The 19063-nt window shown below is 68.0% G+C and carries 14 protein-coding genes and 5 pseudogenes; 10 read left to right on the top strand and 9 right to left on the bottom strand.

Going from position 1 to position 19063, the window contains the following annotated elements; genetic code table 11:
- Positions 1-751 precede the first annotated feature (751 nt).
- Positions 752-2182, bottom strand: a complete 1431-nt coding sequence (locus ACZ4XD_RS34405; RefSeq protein WP_468048848.1) for a cellulase family glycosylhydrolase — start codon at positions 2180-2182, stop codon at positions 752-754.
- 926 nt (positions 2183-3108) lie between these two features.
- Here ACZ4XD_RS34405 and ACZ4XD_RS34400 point away from each other — a divergent pair.
- Positions 3109-3615, top strand: a complete 507-nt coding sequence (locus ACZ4XD_RS34400) for a DinB family protein (protein WP_468048846.1) — start codon at positions 3109-3111, stop codon at positions 3613-3615.
- A gap of 22 nt (positions 3616-3637) precedes the next feature.
- A pseudogene (locus ACZ4XD_RS34395) lies at positions 3638-4536 on the top strand (IS5 family transposase).
- A 132-nt stretch (positions 4537-4668) separates the two neighbouring features.
- Here the strand turns inward: ACZ4XD_RS34395 and ACZ4XD_RS34390 are convergent.
- Both ACZ4XD_RS34390 and ACZ4XD_RS34385 read right to left on the bottom strand, forming a co-directional pair.
- The gene (locus ACZ4XD_RS34390) at positions 4669-5097 is read right to left on the bottom strand and encodes a VOC family protein (protein ID WP_468048843.1); all 429 of its coding nucleotides are present in this window, start codon (positions 5095-5097) and stop codon (positions 4669-4671) included.
- A gap of 104 nt (positions 5098-5201) precedes the next feature.
- The gene (locus ACZ4XD_RS34385; protein ID WP_468048841.1) at positions 5202-5846 is read right to left on the bottom strand and encodes a vitamin K epoxide reductase family protein; all 645 of its coding nucleotides are present in this window, start codon (positions 5844-5846) and stop codon (positions 5202-5204) included.
- A 663-nt stretch (positions 5847-6509) separates the two neighbouring features.
- On the opposite strand from ACZ4XD_RS34385, the gene ACZ4XD_RS34380 reads away from it, so the two are divergent.
- Entirely contained in the window at positions 6510-7919 is a 1410-nt protein-coding gene (locus ACZ4XD_RS34380; protein WP_468048839.1) for an FG-GAP-like repeat-containing protein, read from the top strand.
- A gap of 102 nt (positions 7920-8021) precedes the next feature.
- A pseudogene (locus tag ACZ4XD_RS34375) lies at positions 8022-8180 on the top strand (IS481 family transposase); the annotation flags it as partial.
- A 135-nt stretch (positions 8181-8315) separates the two neighbouring features.
- On the opposite strand, the gene ACZ4XD_RS34370 reads toward ACZ4XD_RS34375, so the two are convergent.
- Entirely contained in the window at positions 8316-8819 is a 504-nt protein-coding gene (locus tag ACZ4XD_RS34370; protein WP_468048837.1) for a hypothetical protein, read from the bottom strand.
- A gap of 49 nt (positions 8820-8868) precedes the next feature.
- Between ACZ4XD_RS34370 and ACZ4XD_RS34365 the strand changes: the two genes are divergently transcribed.
- Complete coding sequence (locus ACZ4XD_RS34365; protein ID WP_468048835.1) at positions 8869-9564, top strand: alpha/beta hydrolase; 696 nt, start codon at positions 8869-8871, stop codon at positions 9562-9564.
- Positions 9565-9799: 235 nt separating this feature from the next.
- On the opposite strand, the gene ACZ4XD_RS34360 is transcribed toward ACZ4XD_RS34365, so the two are convergent.
- Entirely contained in the window at positions 9800-10690 is an 891-nt protein-coding gene (locus tag ACZ4XD_RS34360; RefSeq protein WP_468048831.1) for a GNAT family N-acetyltransferase, read from the bottom strand.
- A gap of 576 nt (positions 10691-11266) precedes the next feature.
- Between ACZ4XD_RS34360 and ACZ4XD_RS34355 the strand changes: the two genes are divergently transcribed.
- From ACZ4XD_RS34355 to ACZ4XD_RS34340, 4 genes and pseudogenes are all read left to right on the top strand, one after another.
- Entirely contained in the window at positions 11267-12733 is a 1467-nt protein-coding gene (locus ACZ4XD_RS34355) for an IPT/TIG domain-containing protein (RefSeq protein WP_468048855.1), read from the top strand.
- Positions 12734-13247: 514 nt separating this feature from the next.
- Positions 13248-13448: pseudogene (locus ACZ4XD_RS34350) on the top strand (hypothetical protein); the annotation flags it as partial.
- A 117-nt stretch (positions 13449-13565) separates the two neighbouring features.
- Positions 13566-14033: a tetratricopeptide repeat protein gene (locus tag ACZ4XD_RS34345; RefSeq protein WP_468048829.1), complete on the top strand. Its 468-nt coding sequence runs from the start codon at positions 13566-13568 to the stop codon at positions 14031-14033.
- A 168-nt stretch (positions 14034-14201) separates the two neighbouring features.
- Positions 14202-14801 (top strand): 2'-5' RNA ligase family protein, encoded by a 600-nt coding sequence (locus tag ACZ4XD_RS34340; RefSeq protein WP_468048827.1) that lies wholly within the window; start codon positions 14202-14204, stop codon positions 14799-14801.
- Here ACZ4XD_RS34340 and ACZ4XD_RS34335 read toward each other — a convergent pair.
- Positions 14798-14917 carry a hypothetical protein gene (locus ACZ4XD_RS34335; RefSeq protein ID WP_468048824.1) on the bottom strand — a complete coding sequence of 40 codons (120 nt, stop codon included), beginning with the start codon at positions 14915-14917 and terminating at the stop codon, positions 14798-14800. The genes ACZ4XD_RS34340 and ACZ4XD_RS34335 overlap by 4 nt on opposite strands.
- Positions 14918-14925: 8 nt before the next feature.
- Positions 14926-15264 (bottom strand): annotated as a pseudogene (locus tag ACZ4XD_RS34330) (hypothetical protein); the annotation flags it as partial.
- Between the two features lie 247 nt (positions 15265-15511).
- Between ACZ4XD_RS34330 and ACZ4XD_RS34325 the strand changes: the two are divergent.
- Positions 15512-17233 carry an IPT/TIG domain-containing protein gene (locus tag ACZ4XD_RS34325; RefSeq protein ID WP_468048822.1) on the top strand — a complete coding sequence of 574 codons (1722 nt, stop codon included), beginning with the start codon at positions 15512-15514 and terminating at the stop codon, positions 17231-17233.
- A gap of 212 nt (positions 17234-17445) precedes the next feature.
- Here the strand turns inward: ACZ4XD_RS34325 and ACZ4XD_RS34320 are convergent.
- Both ACZ4XD_RS34320 and ACZ4XD_RS34315 read right to left on the bottom strand, forming a co-directional pair.
- Positions 17446-17939 (bottom strand): annotated as a pseudogene (locus ACZ4XD_RS34320) (transposase); the annotation flags it as partial.
- A 439-nt stretch (positions 17940-18378) separates the two neighbouring features.
- Positions 18379-18999, bottom strand: coding sequence for a ScbR family autoregulator-binding transcription factor (locus ACZ4XD_RS34315; RefSeq protein WP_468048819.1), 621 nt, complete (start codon positions 18997-18999; stop codon positions 18379-18381).
- Positions 19000-19063: the final 64 nt, after the last annotated feature.

Raw genomic sequence — 19063 nt, 5'->3', positions numbered from 1 at the left:
CTCCAGCCACGCCGCGCGCAGGTTCTTCAGCGTCAACTTGATGTGGTCGTCGGTGAGATAGGGGATGTCGGAGGCGCCGACGGGGTTGTTCGGCGTCATCTTCTGCATGTCGTGCTCCCCCGTTCAATGGGCGGGCAGAAGGCTGACGGCTTCAGCGGCCTCCACCCACGCCCTTGGACGCACATGACTCTCACGGAGATCGCTAGTGCACCGGTAACGCCTCACTAACAACCGTTGCGGCAGCGCCAGCCCTGCCGTTAAGGGCGGCGCCGCCACCGCGGGCCCGCCGCCGACGAACAGCACGGGGTGGACGGTGGGACGCTTACGATCTGCTCCCTCGGCCGGGCGACGGACACGACGGTGGCCCACTGCGCCTGCGAGACCCACTGCTGGGCGCGCCACACGCCGCCGACCCCCAGGGCGTCCGGCGGGCGATCTCAGGCCGGCGGGGCTGACGACGTAGAGGAAGACTTCGGCGCGGGGCCTGGTCCAGCCGCTGCCCAACCCCCTCGCGCGCCCGCGAGGCCGGAAGGCTGGTCACACAGGTTGTCTCAGTGCCGACCTGTGTTTCCAGCAAGGCCACCGAGTCGACCTGGGCATCCCTCTGACGTGTGAGGTGAACGTCGATCGCATGGCCTGAAGGAGGTGGTGTCACCGGCTCCGGCGGCAGGTGCTCGCCCGCAGTGATGTGGAGAAATTTCCTTCAGTTGATGCGGGGGCCGCGGGCCGCATCCCCCAGCGAATCGGCTGGCTACCTCGGGCTGATCGTGACCCTGTAGGTGGCTCCCGCCCTGCCATGGGTGCTCACGCTGACGGTCTGGCCGTGGTCATCCCAACTCGCCTTGCTGCCTTGGATATCAACGCGGTACCCGCCTGGGTAGGTGTCCCTGGGCACGGTGATCTGGGTGGGCCCCTGTGCGTGGTCGCGGGTGCGGAAGGTGAGCGTGTAGGTGCGTGTAGCCGGGTCGTACGCGAACTTGAGCGGGTCGCCCGCGACGGCCCGCGCGTACGGCTGGACGAGCAGCTGGGCGTTGGGCTTCGCGGCGCCCGTCTGGTCGAGGAAGCAGTAGCCGCCGCCCCGGCACCACTGCCACCATGTCCAGCCACTGGAGAAGCGGTCGAGGGAGGCCGTCATGTCGGTGACGAACTGGCTTGCGTGCGGAACGTAGGGGTTGCCGCCCCACTCCCCCACGATCACCGGCATGCGGTGACGTGTCGGGTAGTCGCTGATCGCGGCCTCGTAGGCGGGGATGAAGGTGCCATTGGGGTCGTAGTCGGCGCCGGTTTCCATTCCGGTCTCGTAGAAGTGCGGCGCGTAGCCGGCGTGCGGGTCGTCGATGTGGCCCATCCGGGTCGGGACGCCGATACCGACGATGACGGTCGGTTCGACGAATACCCACGACCTGTGGTCGACCAGGCGGATCGCCCGGGCGAGGCGGTTCCACAGCTCGGTGAGCTCGGTGGCCTCGAAGCGGGCCGCGGCGGCGGGGAGGTCTTCGCCTTCGAGGAACTTCGCGAACGGCTCATTCATCAGGTCGTAGCCGAGCAGCGCCGGGTGCCTGCCCAGGGCGGAGGCGACCGTCATCCACATGCGAGCGTGCGCGGCGCGGAGGTCGGCATCCTTGTACAGGTGGTCAAAGGCGGTCTGTACGGATGGCTCGAAGTACTCGGAGAACCAGTCGTCGGGTATCGGCCAGAACGGTAACCCCTCGTCGCGGGTGGCCCAGTCGGGGACGCCGCGGGAGCCGAAGTGGGGGCCGTATACGTCCTGGTGGGCGTCGAGCATGACCTTGATGTGGTAGCGGTTGGCCCAGTCGAGGATGCGGCGCATCTTGGTGAGGTAGCCGCGGTCGTAGTGCCCGGGGGTGGGTTCGAGGTCGTCCCAGAAGAACGCGAGGCGCGCGAGGTTGAACCCCCGGGCGGCCATGTCTTCGAGGTCGCTCTTGTGGATGTCGGCGAACGCGTTGGCGCCTCGGCTGCTCTTGTCGGCGAGGTTGAAGCCGCGCCACTGGAGAGTGCGGCCTCGGCCGTCGGCGATGTAGGTGCGGTCACCGACCGTGACCCGGTCGGGGGTGCGGTCGAGGGCGCGGTCGGGGTGGGCCTGGGCCTGCGCAGGGAGGACGCCGAGCAAGAGGGCGGCCACGGCGAGGACGGCGGGCGCGACGCGGGAGGTCAAGCGCATGCAGGAGCCCCTTTCGAGGATGACTGCTTGGGCGACGTGCTACTGGCGGGCGGATGCTACTGGCGGGTGGGTGAAGTTCCCAGGAGTTCACGGGAGTTGGCGGGAGTTGGCGGGGCTTCCCGACCCATACGCGTTCGCTTCACCGACACCGCAAGCCGGGCCTGGCCTCCGCACCTCCCAAGAAGGTCGACAAGAGAGGGAGAGCTTTACTGACGCATCCGGAAGGGCGCTGAGACGGAAGGCCTCTCGGCAAGAGCCCTGGCCGGACGGCATAACGTCACCTGATGGACCGTCCGATCCGCCCTGGATAGCCTCGAACGCCGCACGCGCAGCCGATGCCTCACCGGCCACGAGCGCTCGTCGGCCGCGACCGCGCCCACGCAGCGCTCACGCCGGGTCTCGATGACGAGGTGCCGCTCTGAACCGGGCGGACTTGTGCATCCGCGCTCTTCACGAAACGCGCGACGGTATCCCTCTGGCAAGACGCGGACCAGGCGGTAGCCCAACGCCGGCGGATGCTTTCCGCGCCCGCGGTGCTTGGTCCGCGGCACCCGGCGAGCGGGCCACCCATGCAAAAAAGGGGCCCTTCCTTAACCAGGAAGGGCCCCTTGGCAGAGCGCCCGGCAGGCCTTGCACCTGCATCTCCCACCGGCTGGTGGACGTCTTTCCTTGGACCACAGACGCGCGGTTCCGGCCCGAGGACCGAAGTTGCATCATGATCATACTACATCGGCGCTCCAGCAGCGAGAATGCGTCGTACGCCCCCGCGCAGCCGTCCCTAAGGACCTGCCCGGCGGATCATTCCGGGTGGCCCACCGGCGCTGAATCGCTGTAGCGACCCGCCGGACAAGGAGCTAGGTGGGGCAGGTTGGGCCCGTCGATAAATACCTCGACATCGCCCGTGTTGATCGGGGACGCTTCGCGCGATGACCAGAATCGACGACACGCCGACCGCGTGGGACGAGCGCAGCCAGCTCACCACGTTTCTCGATTACGCACGTGACACCGCCCGAGCCAAGTGCGAGGGGGTCTCCGCGGAGAACGCTCGCAAGGCGCTCCTGCCGGGCTCCCCGCTGATGACCATAAGCGGAGTGATCAACCACCTCCGCTGGGTCGAGTACTACTGGTTCCAGGTGGTCTTCCTAGGCGAGGAAGACCGGGGCCCCTGGACCGAGGACGACCCCGACCGCGAGATGCGTATCGCCGTCGACTTCCCGCTCACGCAGTTGCTCGACGAATACGCCGAACAGAGCGCCGGCTACCGCGAACTGGTCACCGGGAATGGCCTGGACAATCAGGCCCAGAAGGCCGTCCGCAACGGCCTCCACGTCGACCTGCGCTGGATCCTCCTCCACCTCACCGAGGAGACAGCCCGTCACAACGGCCACCTGGACATCCTGCGCGAGTTGCTCGACGGCACGACCGGCGACTAGACAGTTTCGATTGGATCAGCCGGTGGTTGGTCTGGGCATGCCGTTAACTGATGTGCAGTGGGCACGAATCGAGCCGTTGCTCCCGGACCGGACACCGAAGTGAGGTGGACGCTGGCGTGACCACCGGGAGGTGATCGACGCGATCGCCTTCAAGTTCCAGACCGGAACGAGGTGGGTCCACCTGCCGGAGGTATACGGCAACTGGCGGGGCCTCTATAACCGGCTGTGGATGTGGGCCCTCGACGGCACCTGGGAGCGTGTCTTCACCGCGCTGATGGCCCAGGCCGACGCCGATGAGGACCTGACCTGGGCCGTGTCGGTGGACTCCACGATCGTGCGGGCTCACCAGCACGCGGCCGGACCTGCAAAAGGGGGCCCGGCCGGAGAGCCGGCCGAACACGCCATCGGCCGGTCCCGAGGCGGGCTGAGCACGAAGGCCCACCTGGCTGCGGACGTCGGCCGCCTTTCCCCCTCGCCTCCGTTCTCACTGCCGGTCAGGCCGGTGACGCACCCGCTTTTCACCGACGTGAGGGCCTGCTTGCGTTTCCCCCCGCCGCGGAAGGCCACGGCCCCGGACATGGTCGTGGCGGACAAGGCGTACTCGTCTCACGCGCGATCCGCGACCACCTGCGCAAGCGCGGCAGCCGGGCGGTGATCCCGGTACCGGCGGACGAACGTGGGCGCCGGCTGTGACGAGGTAGCCAGGGCGGCAGGCCACCGGCTTTCGACCGCGAGACATACAAGCCGCGCAACACCGTCGAGCGGTGCATCAACCGCCTCAAACAGCGGCGAGGAATCGCCACCCGCTACGAGAAGACCGCAACCGCCATCCACCAGGCCGGACTCCATCGCAGGCATCTCCCTCTGATGAGCCCGGTGATCCCAACGCAAGTCCCCAGGCCTCTGTCATGGCGGAGCTGACGTCATAAGCCGTCACGACGGCCTCGCCCGGCTGCTGCACAACCTCGCCCTCGCTGGATAACTCCCGCCCCGTACAGGCCCAAAGAGGTCCAAGGGAGGCCCGGCTCCCCACCCCGCCGGCTCGGAGCATGCTCAGTCGATACAGAACTCGTTGCCCTCGATGTCCAGCATCGGGATGCACGAATCAGTGCCGTCATACAGCGTCTGCACGTGTACCGCGCCGAGCGGAACCAGCCGTGCACATTCGGCCTCAAGTGCGGCGAGACGCTCCTTCCCCACGAGTCCGGTGCCGACCCGCACATCAAGATGCACCCGGTTCTTGGCGGCCTTCCCTTCGGGGACCCGCTGGAAGTACAGTCGCGGGCCCACACCTGAGGGATCACTGCAGGCGAACCATGAATCCCGCTGCTCAGGTGGCTGCGAGCACTTGAAATCGTCCCAAGTGGCAAACCCCTCCGGTGGCGGCGGTACGACGTACCCCAATACCTCGCACCAGAAACGAGCGAGGCGCTCAGGTTCTGCGCAGTCAAAGGTGACTTGGAACTTCTTGATCGCTGACATCGGCGCAACATATCAGCGGGCCCCTGCCTCCCACCGGTGGTCCCCAGGATCCAGTCAGTCCTTTCCAACCACCCTCATGCCAAAGACAGTTACGGCCGACCCCCTTAGAAGAGATTGCTCCAGACCGATGTCCACCACCGGGTGAGGATCAACAGCGCGATCACACCGCCCCAGAGCACCGGCACCACCCAGTGGAACTCCAGAACCGTACGGCGCAGCCCCTCGGGGGCCGTGATGATGCCGTGCTTGAGGTTGTGCACGGTGGTGTACCAGAACATCAGGACGGTGACGCACCAGGTCAGCATGCACCACAGGCACAGCGCGTTGATGTGGTACAGCGACTGGACCATCAGCCACATGCAGAAGACCGCTGCGAGCCCGGTGCCGATGTTCAGCCCGGCCCAGTACCAGCGGCGCAATCGGGCACCTGCCAGCAGAGCCACACCGATCGCGACGACCACGCCGAAGCCGACCAGCCCGGCCATCGGGTTCGGGAAGCCGAAGACCTGAGCCTGCTCGCTCTCCATGACGTTGGTGCAGGAAAAGATCAGGTTGAACGTACAGGCCGGCTTGAAGTTCGGGTCCCTCAGCAGCTCGAACTTGTCCAGGGTGATGACCCAGGCCGCGAGGATGCCCAGGGCGCCGGTGATCACCAGGAGCAGCGCGAAACCGCGACCCGAGCCGATGGTGCCCGAGCCGCGCACGCGGTCGTCGTCGGTGGACACGTCATCAAGCGCTGTCGTCGTCATATCGCCGTTCCGTCCTTCCCTCGGGAGATGGGTCTGAGCAACCCGGCCCACGCCGCGATCGCGGCACGGCCATCCATTCTGCCCCAACTCACCTTGTCCCCCTGGGCGATGAGCGCCATGAGAAGCGGCCGCACACAGCGCTCTCTCAGCTTCCGCTCCACTCCGACCCGCCTTGTCCAGCTGGTCGGGAGAAGGCTGCAGCCGCTCGGCCGCGCCCGATTCCCCTCCGCCGGGTTAAACGCTCCACCGGCTTTGGCACCGACGCCGGATGCACGAGGGCCCGGACGGCCGGTCGTCATCCGGGCCCCTTGGGGTCCGCCCCGCGGCCTCGGCCTCGGCCTCGACCTCGACCTCGACCCAGCATGCGCCGGACCTCCTGAGCCACCGCGTCCAGCGCGACCGTGGTCTGCTCACCGCTCTTTTCAGCAGGCTACTGCGAGGATTCCAGGCGCTTTAACGATCTCAAGCACCGAGGGCAAGCGTCATACCCAAGCGGCTGCTTCTCGGTGATCAGGGGCAGGTCCGGCACGCCATGGCATCGACCTCGAACGCAGTTACCTACTTGTAATCCACTCAGGAGCAACCTTCTGTATGGCCCGTCTGTCACATGCCGGAACGATCGATTCCCTCGCACTTCTGGGAGACACTTTGCGCGTAAGAACCATGGCAGCGATCGCTACCGTGACGGGCCTGGCCGCCGCGGGACTGACCCTGCCGCTCGCGGGGTCCGCCTCGGCCACCACGACCACACGTGCCGACTTCAACGGCGACGGCTATGAGGACGTTGCGATCGGCATGCCGAAGGCGACCGTCGACGGCAAGGCCAAAGCCGGGTACGTGAATGTGCTGTGGGGCAGCGCGAACGGGCCAGCCAAGTCCACCGTCATCAGCCAGTCCTCCGCCGGGGTGCCGGGCACCTCTGAGGCGGGCGACCTGTTCGGTACGGCGGTCGCCGTCGCCGACCTCAACGGCGACGGCTACGCCGACCTGGCCCTCTCGGCCTCAGGTGAGTCCCTCACCAGCTCCAGCACCGAGCACCACGGCACCGTCACGGTCGTGTGGGGTTCCGCGTCCGGTTTCACCAAGGGCGGCCTCACCGCCGCCAAGGGCGACTCGGAGCTGTCCCGGCTCGGCGGGAAGATCGCGGCCGGCGACTTCGATCACGACGGTGACCAGGACCTGGCCTTGACCGCCTCCGGTGAGGAGGGTGGTAGCGCACGGATGCGTCCGGGCCCGTTCACCTCTGGCTCGCCGACCAGCACCCAGCTCATCGACGGGTACGCCTTCGGTGGCGCCCGCGCCCTGGCCGCCGGTGACTTCGACGGCAACGGCACGGACGACCTGGCGGTCACCTTCAAGGGCGTGGAAAGCTCCGGTACCCGTGTCTACAGCCGGACCTCGGGCGCCTGGTCGACCACGTGGAGCACCAGCGACTACGGCAGCGCGATCGCCACCGGCGACTTCGACGGGGACCACACCTCGGACCTGGCCATCGGCCTGGTCCAGCCCAACCCGGAGGCCGACGGCACCTTTTGCGAGGACCGCCTCGGCGGTGCGATCGCCGTGGTCTACGGCGAGGAGGGCACCACCCTGGGCGGCAACGTCGCGTGCACCACGCAGTCCTCGCCGTATGTCGGCGGTACTGCCGAGGTCGAGGACGACTTCGGCGCGTCCCTGTCGGTGGCCAATCTCGACCGGGACAACATCGATGAACTCATCGTCGGTGTCGGCCACGAAGCCATCGGCTCGAAGACGAACGCGGGCTCGTACCTGTGGCTCGCCGCGAGCCACACCGGTGTGATGACCGGCCCCGCCTTCAGCCAGGACTCGGCGGGCGTGCCCGGCACCGCGGAGGCGGGCGACCTCTTCGGCGCGGCCGTCTCGACCGGGGATTACAACGGCGACAACTACCCGGACATCGCAATCGGTGCCCCCGGCGAGAACAGCAAGTCGGGCGGCGTCTGGTTCCACCCCTCCCGTGAGGATGGAACCCCGCCCCTGATCACCTCGGTGACCCCTGCCGGTCTGAGGCTCAATGGTGCGGTCGAGTACGGCGGTGTACTGGGCCGGTAGGCGTATTGATCACAAGCATTGTCAACACCCGCTGAGTCTTGAACATGGCGAAGACCTCCGGTGCGGTGCAGCTGTCCAGCACTGCAGCGCACGGAGGTCTTCGTGTCCCACCGTAATGCGCGGCTGACCATTCACGGCAGGTGGCTATTGGTCGAACGTGTTCTCTCCGGCCGTCCCCGCGCCGCGGACGTCGCGGCCGAAATGGGTGCATCCCACACTACAGCCCACACGGGAATGCGACGGTTCGAGGCCGAGGAGGAACCGGAGTGGCAGGACGCGTGATCAGCTCGGCGTCACTGATCGTGGGCATGATCCCGACGGTAGACCCTCACAGCGCCAGCCACGGCGAAAGCCTCAACTCGTCGTCCATCCGGGCCTAGAGTCCCACTACGGTAACTATGCGTCACAATCATGTCGCAGAGCCTGGATGAGCCAGGGGTATACCGGGATCAGGTTCGGTACTACCTTCCAGCCGTTGACGATCCACACCAGCCGCCAGTATTGGTCCACTCGGGGATCATGCGCTGCTTCGAACCATCGCGCCATCCAGTCCCGGAATTCCGTGTCAGGGGTGCGCGCGAATATCTCGGCGAAGCGGTGTACGAGGTCGTTGATGATGGGTGCGGCCCTGTCGCTGAGCGGATCGATGTCCGACTCCATGGCCTCGGCTACCTTCTGACGGGTGAACTCCATCAGTTCCTCTCCGGCATCGTTCTCGATGTCGGGCCTGCGCCCGGCGGCCTGGCCCGTGGCCGTGCGGCGCATCCGGGCCCGGAAGTCCTCGTCGCCGACCAGCTCGGCGAGTTCCACCCACGCGGCGACCTGCTCGCTGGAGGGATCCTCGGGGAGGTCGGGAGTGGCAGCGCGAACCATGGCCACCGTCGCCGGGTCGGCGTCCACTCAAGCGGAAGCCGGCCGGCTGGCAGTCGAGGCCGGCTTGGAGGTGGCGATGAGAGTCGTGTTCGTGCACGGTGCGTGCGTGCGGGACGGGTCGTGGTGGTGGCACCGCACCGCCGAGCTGCTGCAGGAGCGGGGGGTGCCGAGCGTGGCTCCCGCGCTGCCGAGCTGCGGCGAGGCGGGCCTGCCCGGCGGCGTCGGCGGTCCGGGGCTGCCCGAGGATGTTGCCGCGGTGCGGCAGGTACTCCAGGCCGGCGACGAACCGACCGTCGTGGTCGCCCACAGCTACGGCGGTATCGTCTCCGCGGAGGCCGCTGCGGGCATCGGATCGGTGCGCCACCTGCTGCTGGTCTCCAGCTACCTGCCCGAGGTCGGGCAGAGCCTGTCGGAGTTCGGGGACGGCGGCCCCGCCCCGTTCCTCGACGTCGACCCCGACGCCGGCACCTTCGTGGTCCGCCCCGACCTACTCGTGGACACGTTCCTCCAGGACTGCGACCCCGAGGTCCAGTCACAGGCGGCGGACCACCTCGCCCCTCAGAGCGTGCAGGTGACCGAGCAGCCGGTCGGGGCGGCCGCATGGCAGCAGCTGCCCTCGACGTACCTCATCTGCGCCCAGGACCGGGGCACCCCGCCTCGGCGGCAGCGCGAGTTCGCCCGCCGGGCCGGCAGCGTCGTCGAGCTCGACGCCGGCCACCACCCCTTCCTGTCCCAGCCTGCCGCGGTCCGGGACCTGCTGCTGAGCCTGTAGACGACAGCCACCGGACGAGCCGAGCCGGCGACCCGCCGGGCCTCCGCCTGCCCGTAGAGCACCCCAACCCTGCGGACCAAGCCAGCGGTTCTTGACGGTCCTCCACTTGGTACCCCGGCAGCGCGCGCCCTCCAGCAGCTCAACCTGACTCCGGGCCAGGCAGTGTCTCTCCGATCACGAGCGGCCCAGATGAGGAGGCCGGCCGACATTACTGGGATTGGCGTGTCCCGGCGGGTCAGAGAAAGTGCCCGCTGGCGAGGTAGGGCGCCGGAACAGGCATGCCACGCACAGCGATATAGCCTTCCTGGCCGATGTCGAAACGTGCGGCCAGACCGACATCGATCGCCCATTCGTTGGGGGTGGTGATGCAGTTGACCAAGGTTGTTCCCTGTGACGAGGCCAGGGCTTCCCACAGCAGTTTCTGCGCGGTCTCCGGGTCCGAGGCGGCCAGCAGTGACGCTCGTCCCCGGTCGTCGAGGTAGGCATATCCCGGTCTCGCGATGTCCCGGCACACGACCAGCCGCAGGGTGTCGAGCATGTAGCCGTGGTCCGGACCGTGGCCCGCAACACGCAGGTCCTGGTCCAGCTCATCCCTCCAGCAACGGTCGGCACTGTCTCCCGCCCTGAGCCCGGCGATCACACGGCGTCTCCACCCTCCCCCGGTGCCGGCCATCCGCATCTGCGGGTGGAGCGAGAAGTCCGCCATCCGATAGCGACGTGTGGCACCGGGATGGACGCTGGACGAGAAGATGCCGGGGCGCCCGTCAGCGTGGGCGAGTGCTGCGTCCAACAGCCGCTTGCCGAGTCCCTGTCCTTGATAGCTGGGCAGCACTCCGTACGTGGCGAGGAACCACAGACCGCCGCGGTTCTGCGAGATGGCGAATCCCACCGCTCCGCCGGCGCCTGCGTCCTCGTCGACCGCGACCCAGCACCCACCCGGGTCAACGCTCAGATAGAAGCGCATCCGGTCGATCCACTGCTTCGAGGCGGCCGCCGACCGCGGCTCGGCCTCCGGATCGCTGACCCGTCTGGTCGCTCGCTCCGCCTCGGAGAACGTCACCGCTGAAGCCCGCTCCGCCGAAGGGAGATCGTCCTCTTGCATCGGCCTGACCTGCACAGAGTCCATCACTTCAGCGTAAGGATCAGCCAGGCCAGGACGCATTCGATTTTCCGGCTGGGAGCATCTGCTCGATCAGCTGACTCGTTGGCCGGCCCGTGCTCAGCATGGGTGACCTGACCCTGACCAACGAAGAATGGGAAGCGTTGGAGCCGCTGCTGCCCAAGAGCAATAGCCGGTGCGGCCGGCGGCGGGACCGCCTGCCGACCGTGGCGGCCCACCCCTGCCGACCGCGGCGATCTGTCGGCCGCGTCATCCGCCCCAACGGCATCGTCGCCTGGGCCGCCGCCCCGGGCCCGCCCGCCCGCGGACACCGCAGCTCTGGCGCCCGTGCTGCGCACCTGACTCGGCGAACCGCACACACGCATGACGAACCGCCAACGAGGTGAACCTGGTCAGCCTGAAGGCAGGAAAAGCACCGGACCACGCCGAGGGGAGGTCTGATTGTGTGCGATCCACTCCGGCGGTCGGTTCGGCACACATCTGCCCTGATGCTGCCGAAAGGCCGTCCCGCCTCCGCACCGGCAAAACATCCGAGGAGCAGGAACGACGATGGCGCCCGACCCGACAATCGCCCAGGTGACCATGACCCTCGCTGCCCTTGCAGCCACCGGGGCCACCCCGCGTCCGTCCGGGGAAACCCTGGAGCAGCAGACCACACGAATCATCACCGGCATCGACGCGCAACTGAGCGATCCCACCCTTGCGACGCAGGGCTCGTGGGAACTGGTGTGGCTGGCCCTGAGCGAAGCCAACGCCAATATGGCCTACCTCGCACGGAGCACCGACGGCTCGAACGCGTTCGCCGTGGTCGCTCGCGGAACGGACGCCGATTGGACCGACATCCTCGAAGACCTCGATGTCGGCACGGTCGTCCCGTTCCCCGAAAGCGGATCGCCGACGCCCATCTACGTTTCCAAGGGGGCAAAGGATGCGTTCACACGAGTGGTCACCGCCCGCTCGATCGCTTCTCCCTCCCCGAACGTCACGCTCGCTCAGGCGCTCTCCGTCGCGCTCAAGGCGGCGCCCTCCTCGCCGCAGCCGACCGTCTATCTGACCGGCCACAGCCTGGGCGGTTGCATCGCCAGCATGCTCGCGCCGTACCTGCAGGCACAGAGCTGGCCGAAACAGCCGAAGTTCGGGGTGATGACCTATGCCGCTCCCACCGCCGGCGTGCAGAGCTTCGTCGACTACTTCGACTCCATTCCGTGGGTCATCGACGAGCGCCAGAACAACGCCTACGACCTGGTACCGCACGCGTGGGCCGATCTCGACACCACCACCGGCTGGTACCCGAGCCCGGGACCGCAGGCGACCGAAGAAGTGAAGCTACTCATCGGGAAGATCGCCAGGCGCACCAACGGCAACGTCTACGTCCAGCCCGGCACGCTCTGCCTGATGAACACCGGATACACGAGCTTTTCCGAGAAGCTGATCCACAAGACCACCCAGGACTTCCTCGGCCAGGTCGCCTACCAGCACGCCAACTCCACCTACCTGGACCTGGTGGGGGCGCCTGACGTGCCTTCCCCGCCGGTGGTGACCAACCTGAGTCCCACCTTCGGCGCAGCAGGCGCCACGGTGACCATCAACGGCACGGGTTTCAGTCAGGACAGCATGGTCGACTTCGGCCGCTTCGCCTGCACCGAGCCGCCCACCATCGACTCCTCCGGTCTCAAGATCACCGCCAAGGTCCCCAACGGAACAGGCGTCGTCCACGTCCGCGTCACCAACACCCTCGGCACCTCCCCGGCCATCGCGATGTCGCAGTTCGCCTATGGCGGACCCGCACCTGTAGTGGTCAGTTCGGTCAGCCCGACCAGTGGAAAGGTCGGCACCCCGGTCACCATCAACGGCGAGGGCTTCGCCAATGGCGCCACCGTGCACTTCAAGGACAAGGTAGCCGAATCCAAGTTCGTCTCCACCGGCCAGATGACCGCAACCGCGCCCGGTCAAGTCGACGTCCAACAGACGGTGAACATCACCGTGACGGTCGGCAAGGCCACCTCTCCCACCAGCCCGGACGACGAGTTCACCTACACCGGACGGTAGCGTCCGCACACCCCGTTCCCGGGGTGACCCTTCGAGCAGCCCCGGACCCTTGCCGCCGACCGGTCGAACCGTGACCGGGCGAGTGATCGCCGCAGGACCGTTCGCTCGGCGGAGCCGCCGTAGGGGCGCCGCGGACGGCCTTGCGGTTGGCCGCGGCGATCCCGCCGGACTGACCGCACGCCACCGGGTTGCCGGGGCACGCAGCCCGGGGCACGCGCCTCGATCCGGCGGCTCGATCCGGCGAGCACCTACTCCGCATAGCCCGCGACCAGCCGCTCGCCGTCCCACCCCGCCGAGACGTCCAGCTCGCCCGCGGCATCGGGCGACGGCACGAACGGAACCTTCTGGAGCTGCCCCTGGAGCGCGACGCGGCCCGGCGGGACCCCTGAGGGTCCAGTATGTGCTGCTGGCCCACCACGACCGGCCAGCGGTGCCGACGGCGGCGGCCACAGAATGCATCAGCACCCGCATGATGGCGACACCCTTGGCCGACGGACTGCTCACCGGCAGCCTGGAGCGGCTGATGGGCCGCGAACACGGCTCGGAGCTGGAGAAGGAGCTGCAAGGCAGTATTCTCAAGGCACGTCTCCTGGATGAGCGGGCTCCTGTAGAGACGGTGCGGGTGGTGACGGACGGTCGGCTTGTGAGGGACATTGCGCAGGAGGTGGTGGCCGCCACTGACTGGACCGGGCTCCACTCCGCCTGCAGATCGTGATCGCGTGAGCGGCCCGGTCCGGAAGTCCAACGCCAGTACACCAGCAACGCCGGTCGGATCGAGAGCTCTTAGGTCGCTGTCCAACTCGTCTACGCAGCCGAGGCGGAGTACCGCGCAGTGCTCGACATCCAGCGCCGGTTACTGCACAACGCCGACCCCCACACACTGTGGACCCGACATGCCCTGGCCGAGGTACTTGACCTGCGAGGTGACCTGGACGGGGCCAAGGCGGAATACCGAGCGGTCCTCGAAGGCCGCTCAAGGATCCTCGGTACGGATCACATCGACACCCTGTGGACCCGGCACAACCTGGCCTGGATCGCCGGCCAGCGGGGCGACCTGGCAGCGGCCGAGGCAGAGTACCGCGCAGTGCTGGACGACCGCTCACGCATGCTGGGCCACGACCACCCGCACACCCTGTACACCCGGCACGCACGAGCGTGGGTACTCGGCCAGCGGGGCCATCTGGCAGCGGCGGAAGCCGAGTACCGTGCTCTTGATGATCTGCTGCGCCGCATCGAGTCCCAGCCGGCCACCCGAGCCGGTGAAGAAGACCTGCACTGGTGGGGCGGGGGTGGCAGTTAGGGCGTGTCCGATGGGTCGGGTGGGAAAGCGGTCAGCAGTGTGTGCCGTGATCCTCAGGACGGGGCGGAGACGACAGGTGGGCGGTGCCGAGCATCAGGCCATACCTCGGCGCGGCCCTTCGGAGAGGCTCTGGGCGGTTTTCCGAGCCACATTTGGGACCATGGCCCTATGAACGGGAATCCGGATTTCGGCGGGGCCGAGCCGGTAGATGCGCTCGAAGTGGCACCAACGGCCCGGACGGCAGTGGCGTGGCTGCCGCCACCGAAGCTCTGGCCGGGGATTCAGGACATCCGCTGGGAACACGATCCGCAGGTACGGCGTTGGCCGCCACATGTGAATCTGCTCTTCGGGTTCGTACCAGAGGAAGTGTTTGCGCAGGCCGTGCCGCTGCTCTCCGCCGGGGCGGCACAGAGCACGGCTTTCACGGCGCGCCTGGCCGGAGTGCGGTACTTCCGGCACCGGCATTACGCAACGTTGTGGCTCGATCCGGCTGCGGCGGACCCGGCGCCGTGGGCCCGTCTCCACCGGGAGCTGGGACGGCGGTTCCCGCTCTGCCACGGGCGCGCCGGCCGCTTCACCCCGCATCTGTCCCTCGGCCGCACCCAGGACCCGAAGCGCCTGGCCGACGAGTGTGCCGTCCGGCTCGGCGCACTGTCGGCGGTGGTCGAGGAGGTGGTCCTGCTCTCCCGACGCGGCGAGGGGCCCATGCGGCCGCGGGCAGTGATCACACTGGGCACGGGTGAGGTCCGTCGACCGCTGGAGTGCTAGTACTGCAACGGCGTTTGCCGGGGCAGCGCGCCGTCGGCCTTCGGGACCTGACGGTCCGGGCCGGCCTCGCCGCGGGGCTGGCGTACCGCCTCGACCAGCAGGAACAGCCCCCGCATCCCCGGGTGGCAGGCGGCCGGCCCGCCGCGTTGGCGCGTGCCTGCACCGCGACCTGGGCCAACTGCTCCAGGATGGTGCCGTATTGGTGCATATGGCGACGGGCGGCCATGACGTATTTGGCGATCAGGGTGTGCCCGTAGGGGACCTCGAACTGGAGCGGGCCCCGGACGCCGAAGGACAGGTTCGCGGTGCGCCGCCCGGCCTTGATATCGGCGAGTGCCCGGCGGGCGGCCTGGGCGTGCAGGGCGTACGGGGTGGCCCGGTCCACGCGTCCGCAGTCGGACAGCGCGACCCCGGCGACGGCCACGGCGACCTTGCGATGCCCGTAAGTGGTCCATGAGACCATGAATTTGACGTTACGTCAGATCGGTGCGACAGGCAGGGCGTGAAGTGCCAGGCGGCAGCCCCAGCCGCCCGGTGGCTCGCGGCCGGGCCTGCCCGCCCTGCGCCTTAAAGTGATTATCCGAGATATCGTGCGACCTTTAAATACTTTCCCCGGGAGAGTATTCTCCGTTTGCGTGTGTATTTCGCTGGCCAGATTCGCGGCCAGTTGACTGCTCGCTGTTTGCCCATGCGGCGGAGCAGACATTTCCATGCGCGGGACAAAGAGCGTCCCGCCTTCTTTGGGGAGTGTCATGTTCGCCTTAGCGTCACCATCTTCGCAGCATGCCCGGGCACCCTACGCCGCATTGAATGCCGCGTTTGCCGCAGGCGCTGTTATTCCCGTGGGGGACACCCCGGAGGGAATTACCCTCACCCCGAACGGGGCCCGCGCCTATGTGGCCAACCGGGGCTCGAACACGGTGAGTGTGATCGACACCGCCACGAACACTGTGATCGACACCATCGCCACGGGGGCCGGTCCCACCGACGTGGCGATCAGCCCCGACGGCACCCGCGCCTATGTAGCCGTCTTCGACGACGGTCTGGTCAGCGTGTTCGACCTCGCCTCGAATACCCTCGTCACGGACATCCCCGTAGGGGCCGGGGCGACGATGGCGGCGGTCACCCCGGACGGGACGCGCGTCTATGTGACGCGGCAGACCACCGATTCGGTGAGTGTGATCGACACCGCCACCAACACCGTCACCGGCACCGTGACCGTCGGGACCGGGCCGACCGGCGTGATTGTCACCCCGGACGGGACCCGCGCCTATGTGGCGAGCTTCTCGGGCTCCGTCAGCGCGATCGACACCGCCACCGACACCGTCGTCGCCACGATCCTCGCCGGCGACGTCCCCATCCTGCTGGCGGTCAGCTCCGACGGGGCCCTCGTCTACGTCACGAACGCCGGCAGCTCCACGGTGAGCGTCATCGACACCGCCACGAACACCACCACCGACAACATCGGCGTCAGCGCCCAGCCGCGCTTCCCGGCGCTGAGCCCCGACGGCGCCCATCTGTACGTGCCGAATTCCGGACCGGACACGGTGAGTGTGATCGACACCGCCACCCGCACCGTCGTCGAGAACATCAGCGCGGGAGACGGCCCCACCGGCCTCGCCGTCTTCCCCGCTGGGACACGCGCCTATGTGGGCAACGTCAATGCCGGCACCGTCGGCGTCATGGCGACGACCGTAATCCCCGACCAGGGGCCCATGGCGGGCGGAACCACCGTGACGCTGACCGGTCACCACCTGGCCAACGCCACCGCCGTGCACTTCGGCACCGCCGAGGCCGTGATCACCGCCAATACGGCGACATCGGTGACCGTCACCTCCCCCGCCGGCGCCGGTGTCGTCCCCGTGACGGTCACCACCGCGGGCGGCACCGGCACCCTCGGGTCCTTCTACTACATGCCGACGCCCGCCCTCACCGGCATCAGCCCCGACGCGGGCCCCGTCTCGGGCAGCGACCAGGAGATCGTCATCACCGGCCGCAACCTCGCCGGAGCGATCGACGTGTACTTCGGCACCACCCGAGCCGTCATCCAGAGTGTCTCCAACACCCAGGTCACCGTCAGAGCCGCCCATGCCCCGGCCCCGGGCGCCGTCACCGTCACCGTGATCACCAGCGGCGGGAGCGCCGACGGCCCGTTCTACACTTACCTCGACCAGCCCACCGTCACGGACGTCAGCCCCAGCGTGGGACCGACCTCCGGCGGCACCGGGGTGACGATCACCGGCACCGGCCTGAATTACACCGAACAGGTCACCTTCAACGGCACGCCGGCGCCCTTCGCGGTCATCTCCGACACCACCGTGACCGCCGTGTCCCCGCCCAGCGCCACCGACGGCACCTTCGACGTCACCGTCACCACCCCCGGCGGCAGCTCATCGGGATCGTTCACCTACGTCTTCCCACCCGGCGTCTGACCCACCCGCGCCCGCCGCGTCCGGGCGGGCGCCGCAACCGGACCGGAGCAGCGAGATCCCGGTCGGCCGGGCGCTCGGTAGCCCAACATCGGGCCCTGAGCGCCCGAGCCGTGCCGATCTCGCGATACAGGCCCGGGCGTGAGAACACTCTGACTGACGGTCAGGCAAGCGTGGGCAGCCATGGCCAGGGTGATGTGGCGGTGCCAGCCTGCGGCCTGGCGGCACCTCTCGCGGTCGTCCGTCCAGGAGGTGGGCAGAGACAACCGGCGGTCGATCAGTGTCCAGCCGCCGGCTGCATAGGCGAGGAAGACGCCGGCCGACCTGGCAAGTTCTCCGTGCGTCCCGCGGTCCCGGAGTACTGCCGTTGCATCCCTGCCGAACGGGTCCCTTCTTCAAGAAGCCGGTGTCGTCCACGGTGAGACGGCCTCGGGGTCGCCGAGGTTCTCGACGACAAAGTCGCGCACATCGTCGCGGACCTCATTGGCTTCGCACTCGATCCGGTTCAGCAGTCGATGGATACGGTCCGAAGCCGAGTGACCGGCCTGTTCGGCCAGTGTCCAGCCGTTGCCTCCAGCGGAACGATCAGCCCTCGCATACGGGCAAACGCCGACCCGCGGCTCCGTCCTGGAAGACCGAGGCACGAACCGCTCGTGCACAGCGTGCAGTTCACTGCCCACACCCTGACTTCAGCAAGGCCCCCACCCATGAGTAGCCCTACGACCGGTCTGTCGAACCGTCCCAGCAAACGCCGTTGCAGTACTAGAGCAGTGCCCGATCCGGTACTACTCGCATGCCTCGTCACCCGTGCAAGCGGCTCTCTTCGCGGCCCACTGCGCGATAGCCCGCAAACTGGCCCTGTGGCCCCGGAGTTGAAGCACACCTGCTCGTTGAGCGGCTGCCGGAAGAAGGCGCGCGCCTCGTGATACGTGCCGTCCATCATGTCCGGCCGGGGGACCATGTCCGTGCAGGAAGAAGAACCCGTCCTGCCGACAGAAGGCAGCCGCATCGCTGGACTTCGCACACCGCGTCTCGGTGGAGCCGGCCGGCAGGCGAAGCCGAAGACGAACGACCTTGACGCGGGCCGAAGTTCAGCCACCGTCACGACACCGGAGAAGGGTCCACACGCTGACGGTGTCGGGCGCCGCTCAGCGCACGCGAGCGAGCAGAGCGGCGGGATCGGGCTCGGCCTGGAGGCCGCGGAGCAGCAGAGTCCACAGGTCATGCAGGCGCTCCTCGATGTGCCGGCGTCCCTCCAGGGCGTCGGAGACGGTGTGCAGACCGAAGAAGGAGCAGACGATGCCGTGGGCGGTGGCGGCAGGTGGCACATCGGCGGCGAGTTCACCGTTGCGGGCGGCTTCTTCGAGTAGCTGTGTAACGGCTTCGATCCAGCCGAGGAAGGGTGCGGGGAGCTGGGCGTCGATGGCTTTGCGTTCGGCCCAAAGGCGGGCTCCGGCCCGGACGACGATGTCGTCTCGAAAGGCGCGTGCCACCTCGAAGCTCAGCCCGACGAGTTTCTCCAGGGCGGGCAGGCCGGGCTGCCGGTAGCGGCTGATCAAATGCGGCCAGGTGGCGAAATGTTCCTCGACGATGGCCAGGGCGAGCTTCTCCTTGCTGGCGTAGTGGAAATAGATGGCCCCGCTGGTGCGACCGGAATGCGCACTGATGTCGCTGATGCTGGTACCGGCGTACCCTTTCTCGTCGAACAAGGTTGCCGCCGCCTCAAGAAGGAACCTGCGCGTCGTTTCCGCCCGGATCTGCACGTACACCTCAAGGGTTGTTCTCGCTCCGCCGGAAGGCAACCTACCGCTCCCCGCGCCCCGGAATTCAAGG

The sequence above is a fragment of the Streptomyces sp. NPDC029466 genome (genome assembly GCF_055574515.1).
The sequence above is the reverse complement of the archived record's forward strand: the minus strand, read 5'-3'. Positions and strand labels throughout refer to the sequence as shown.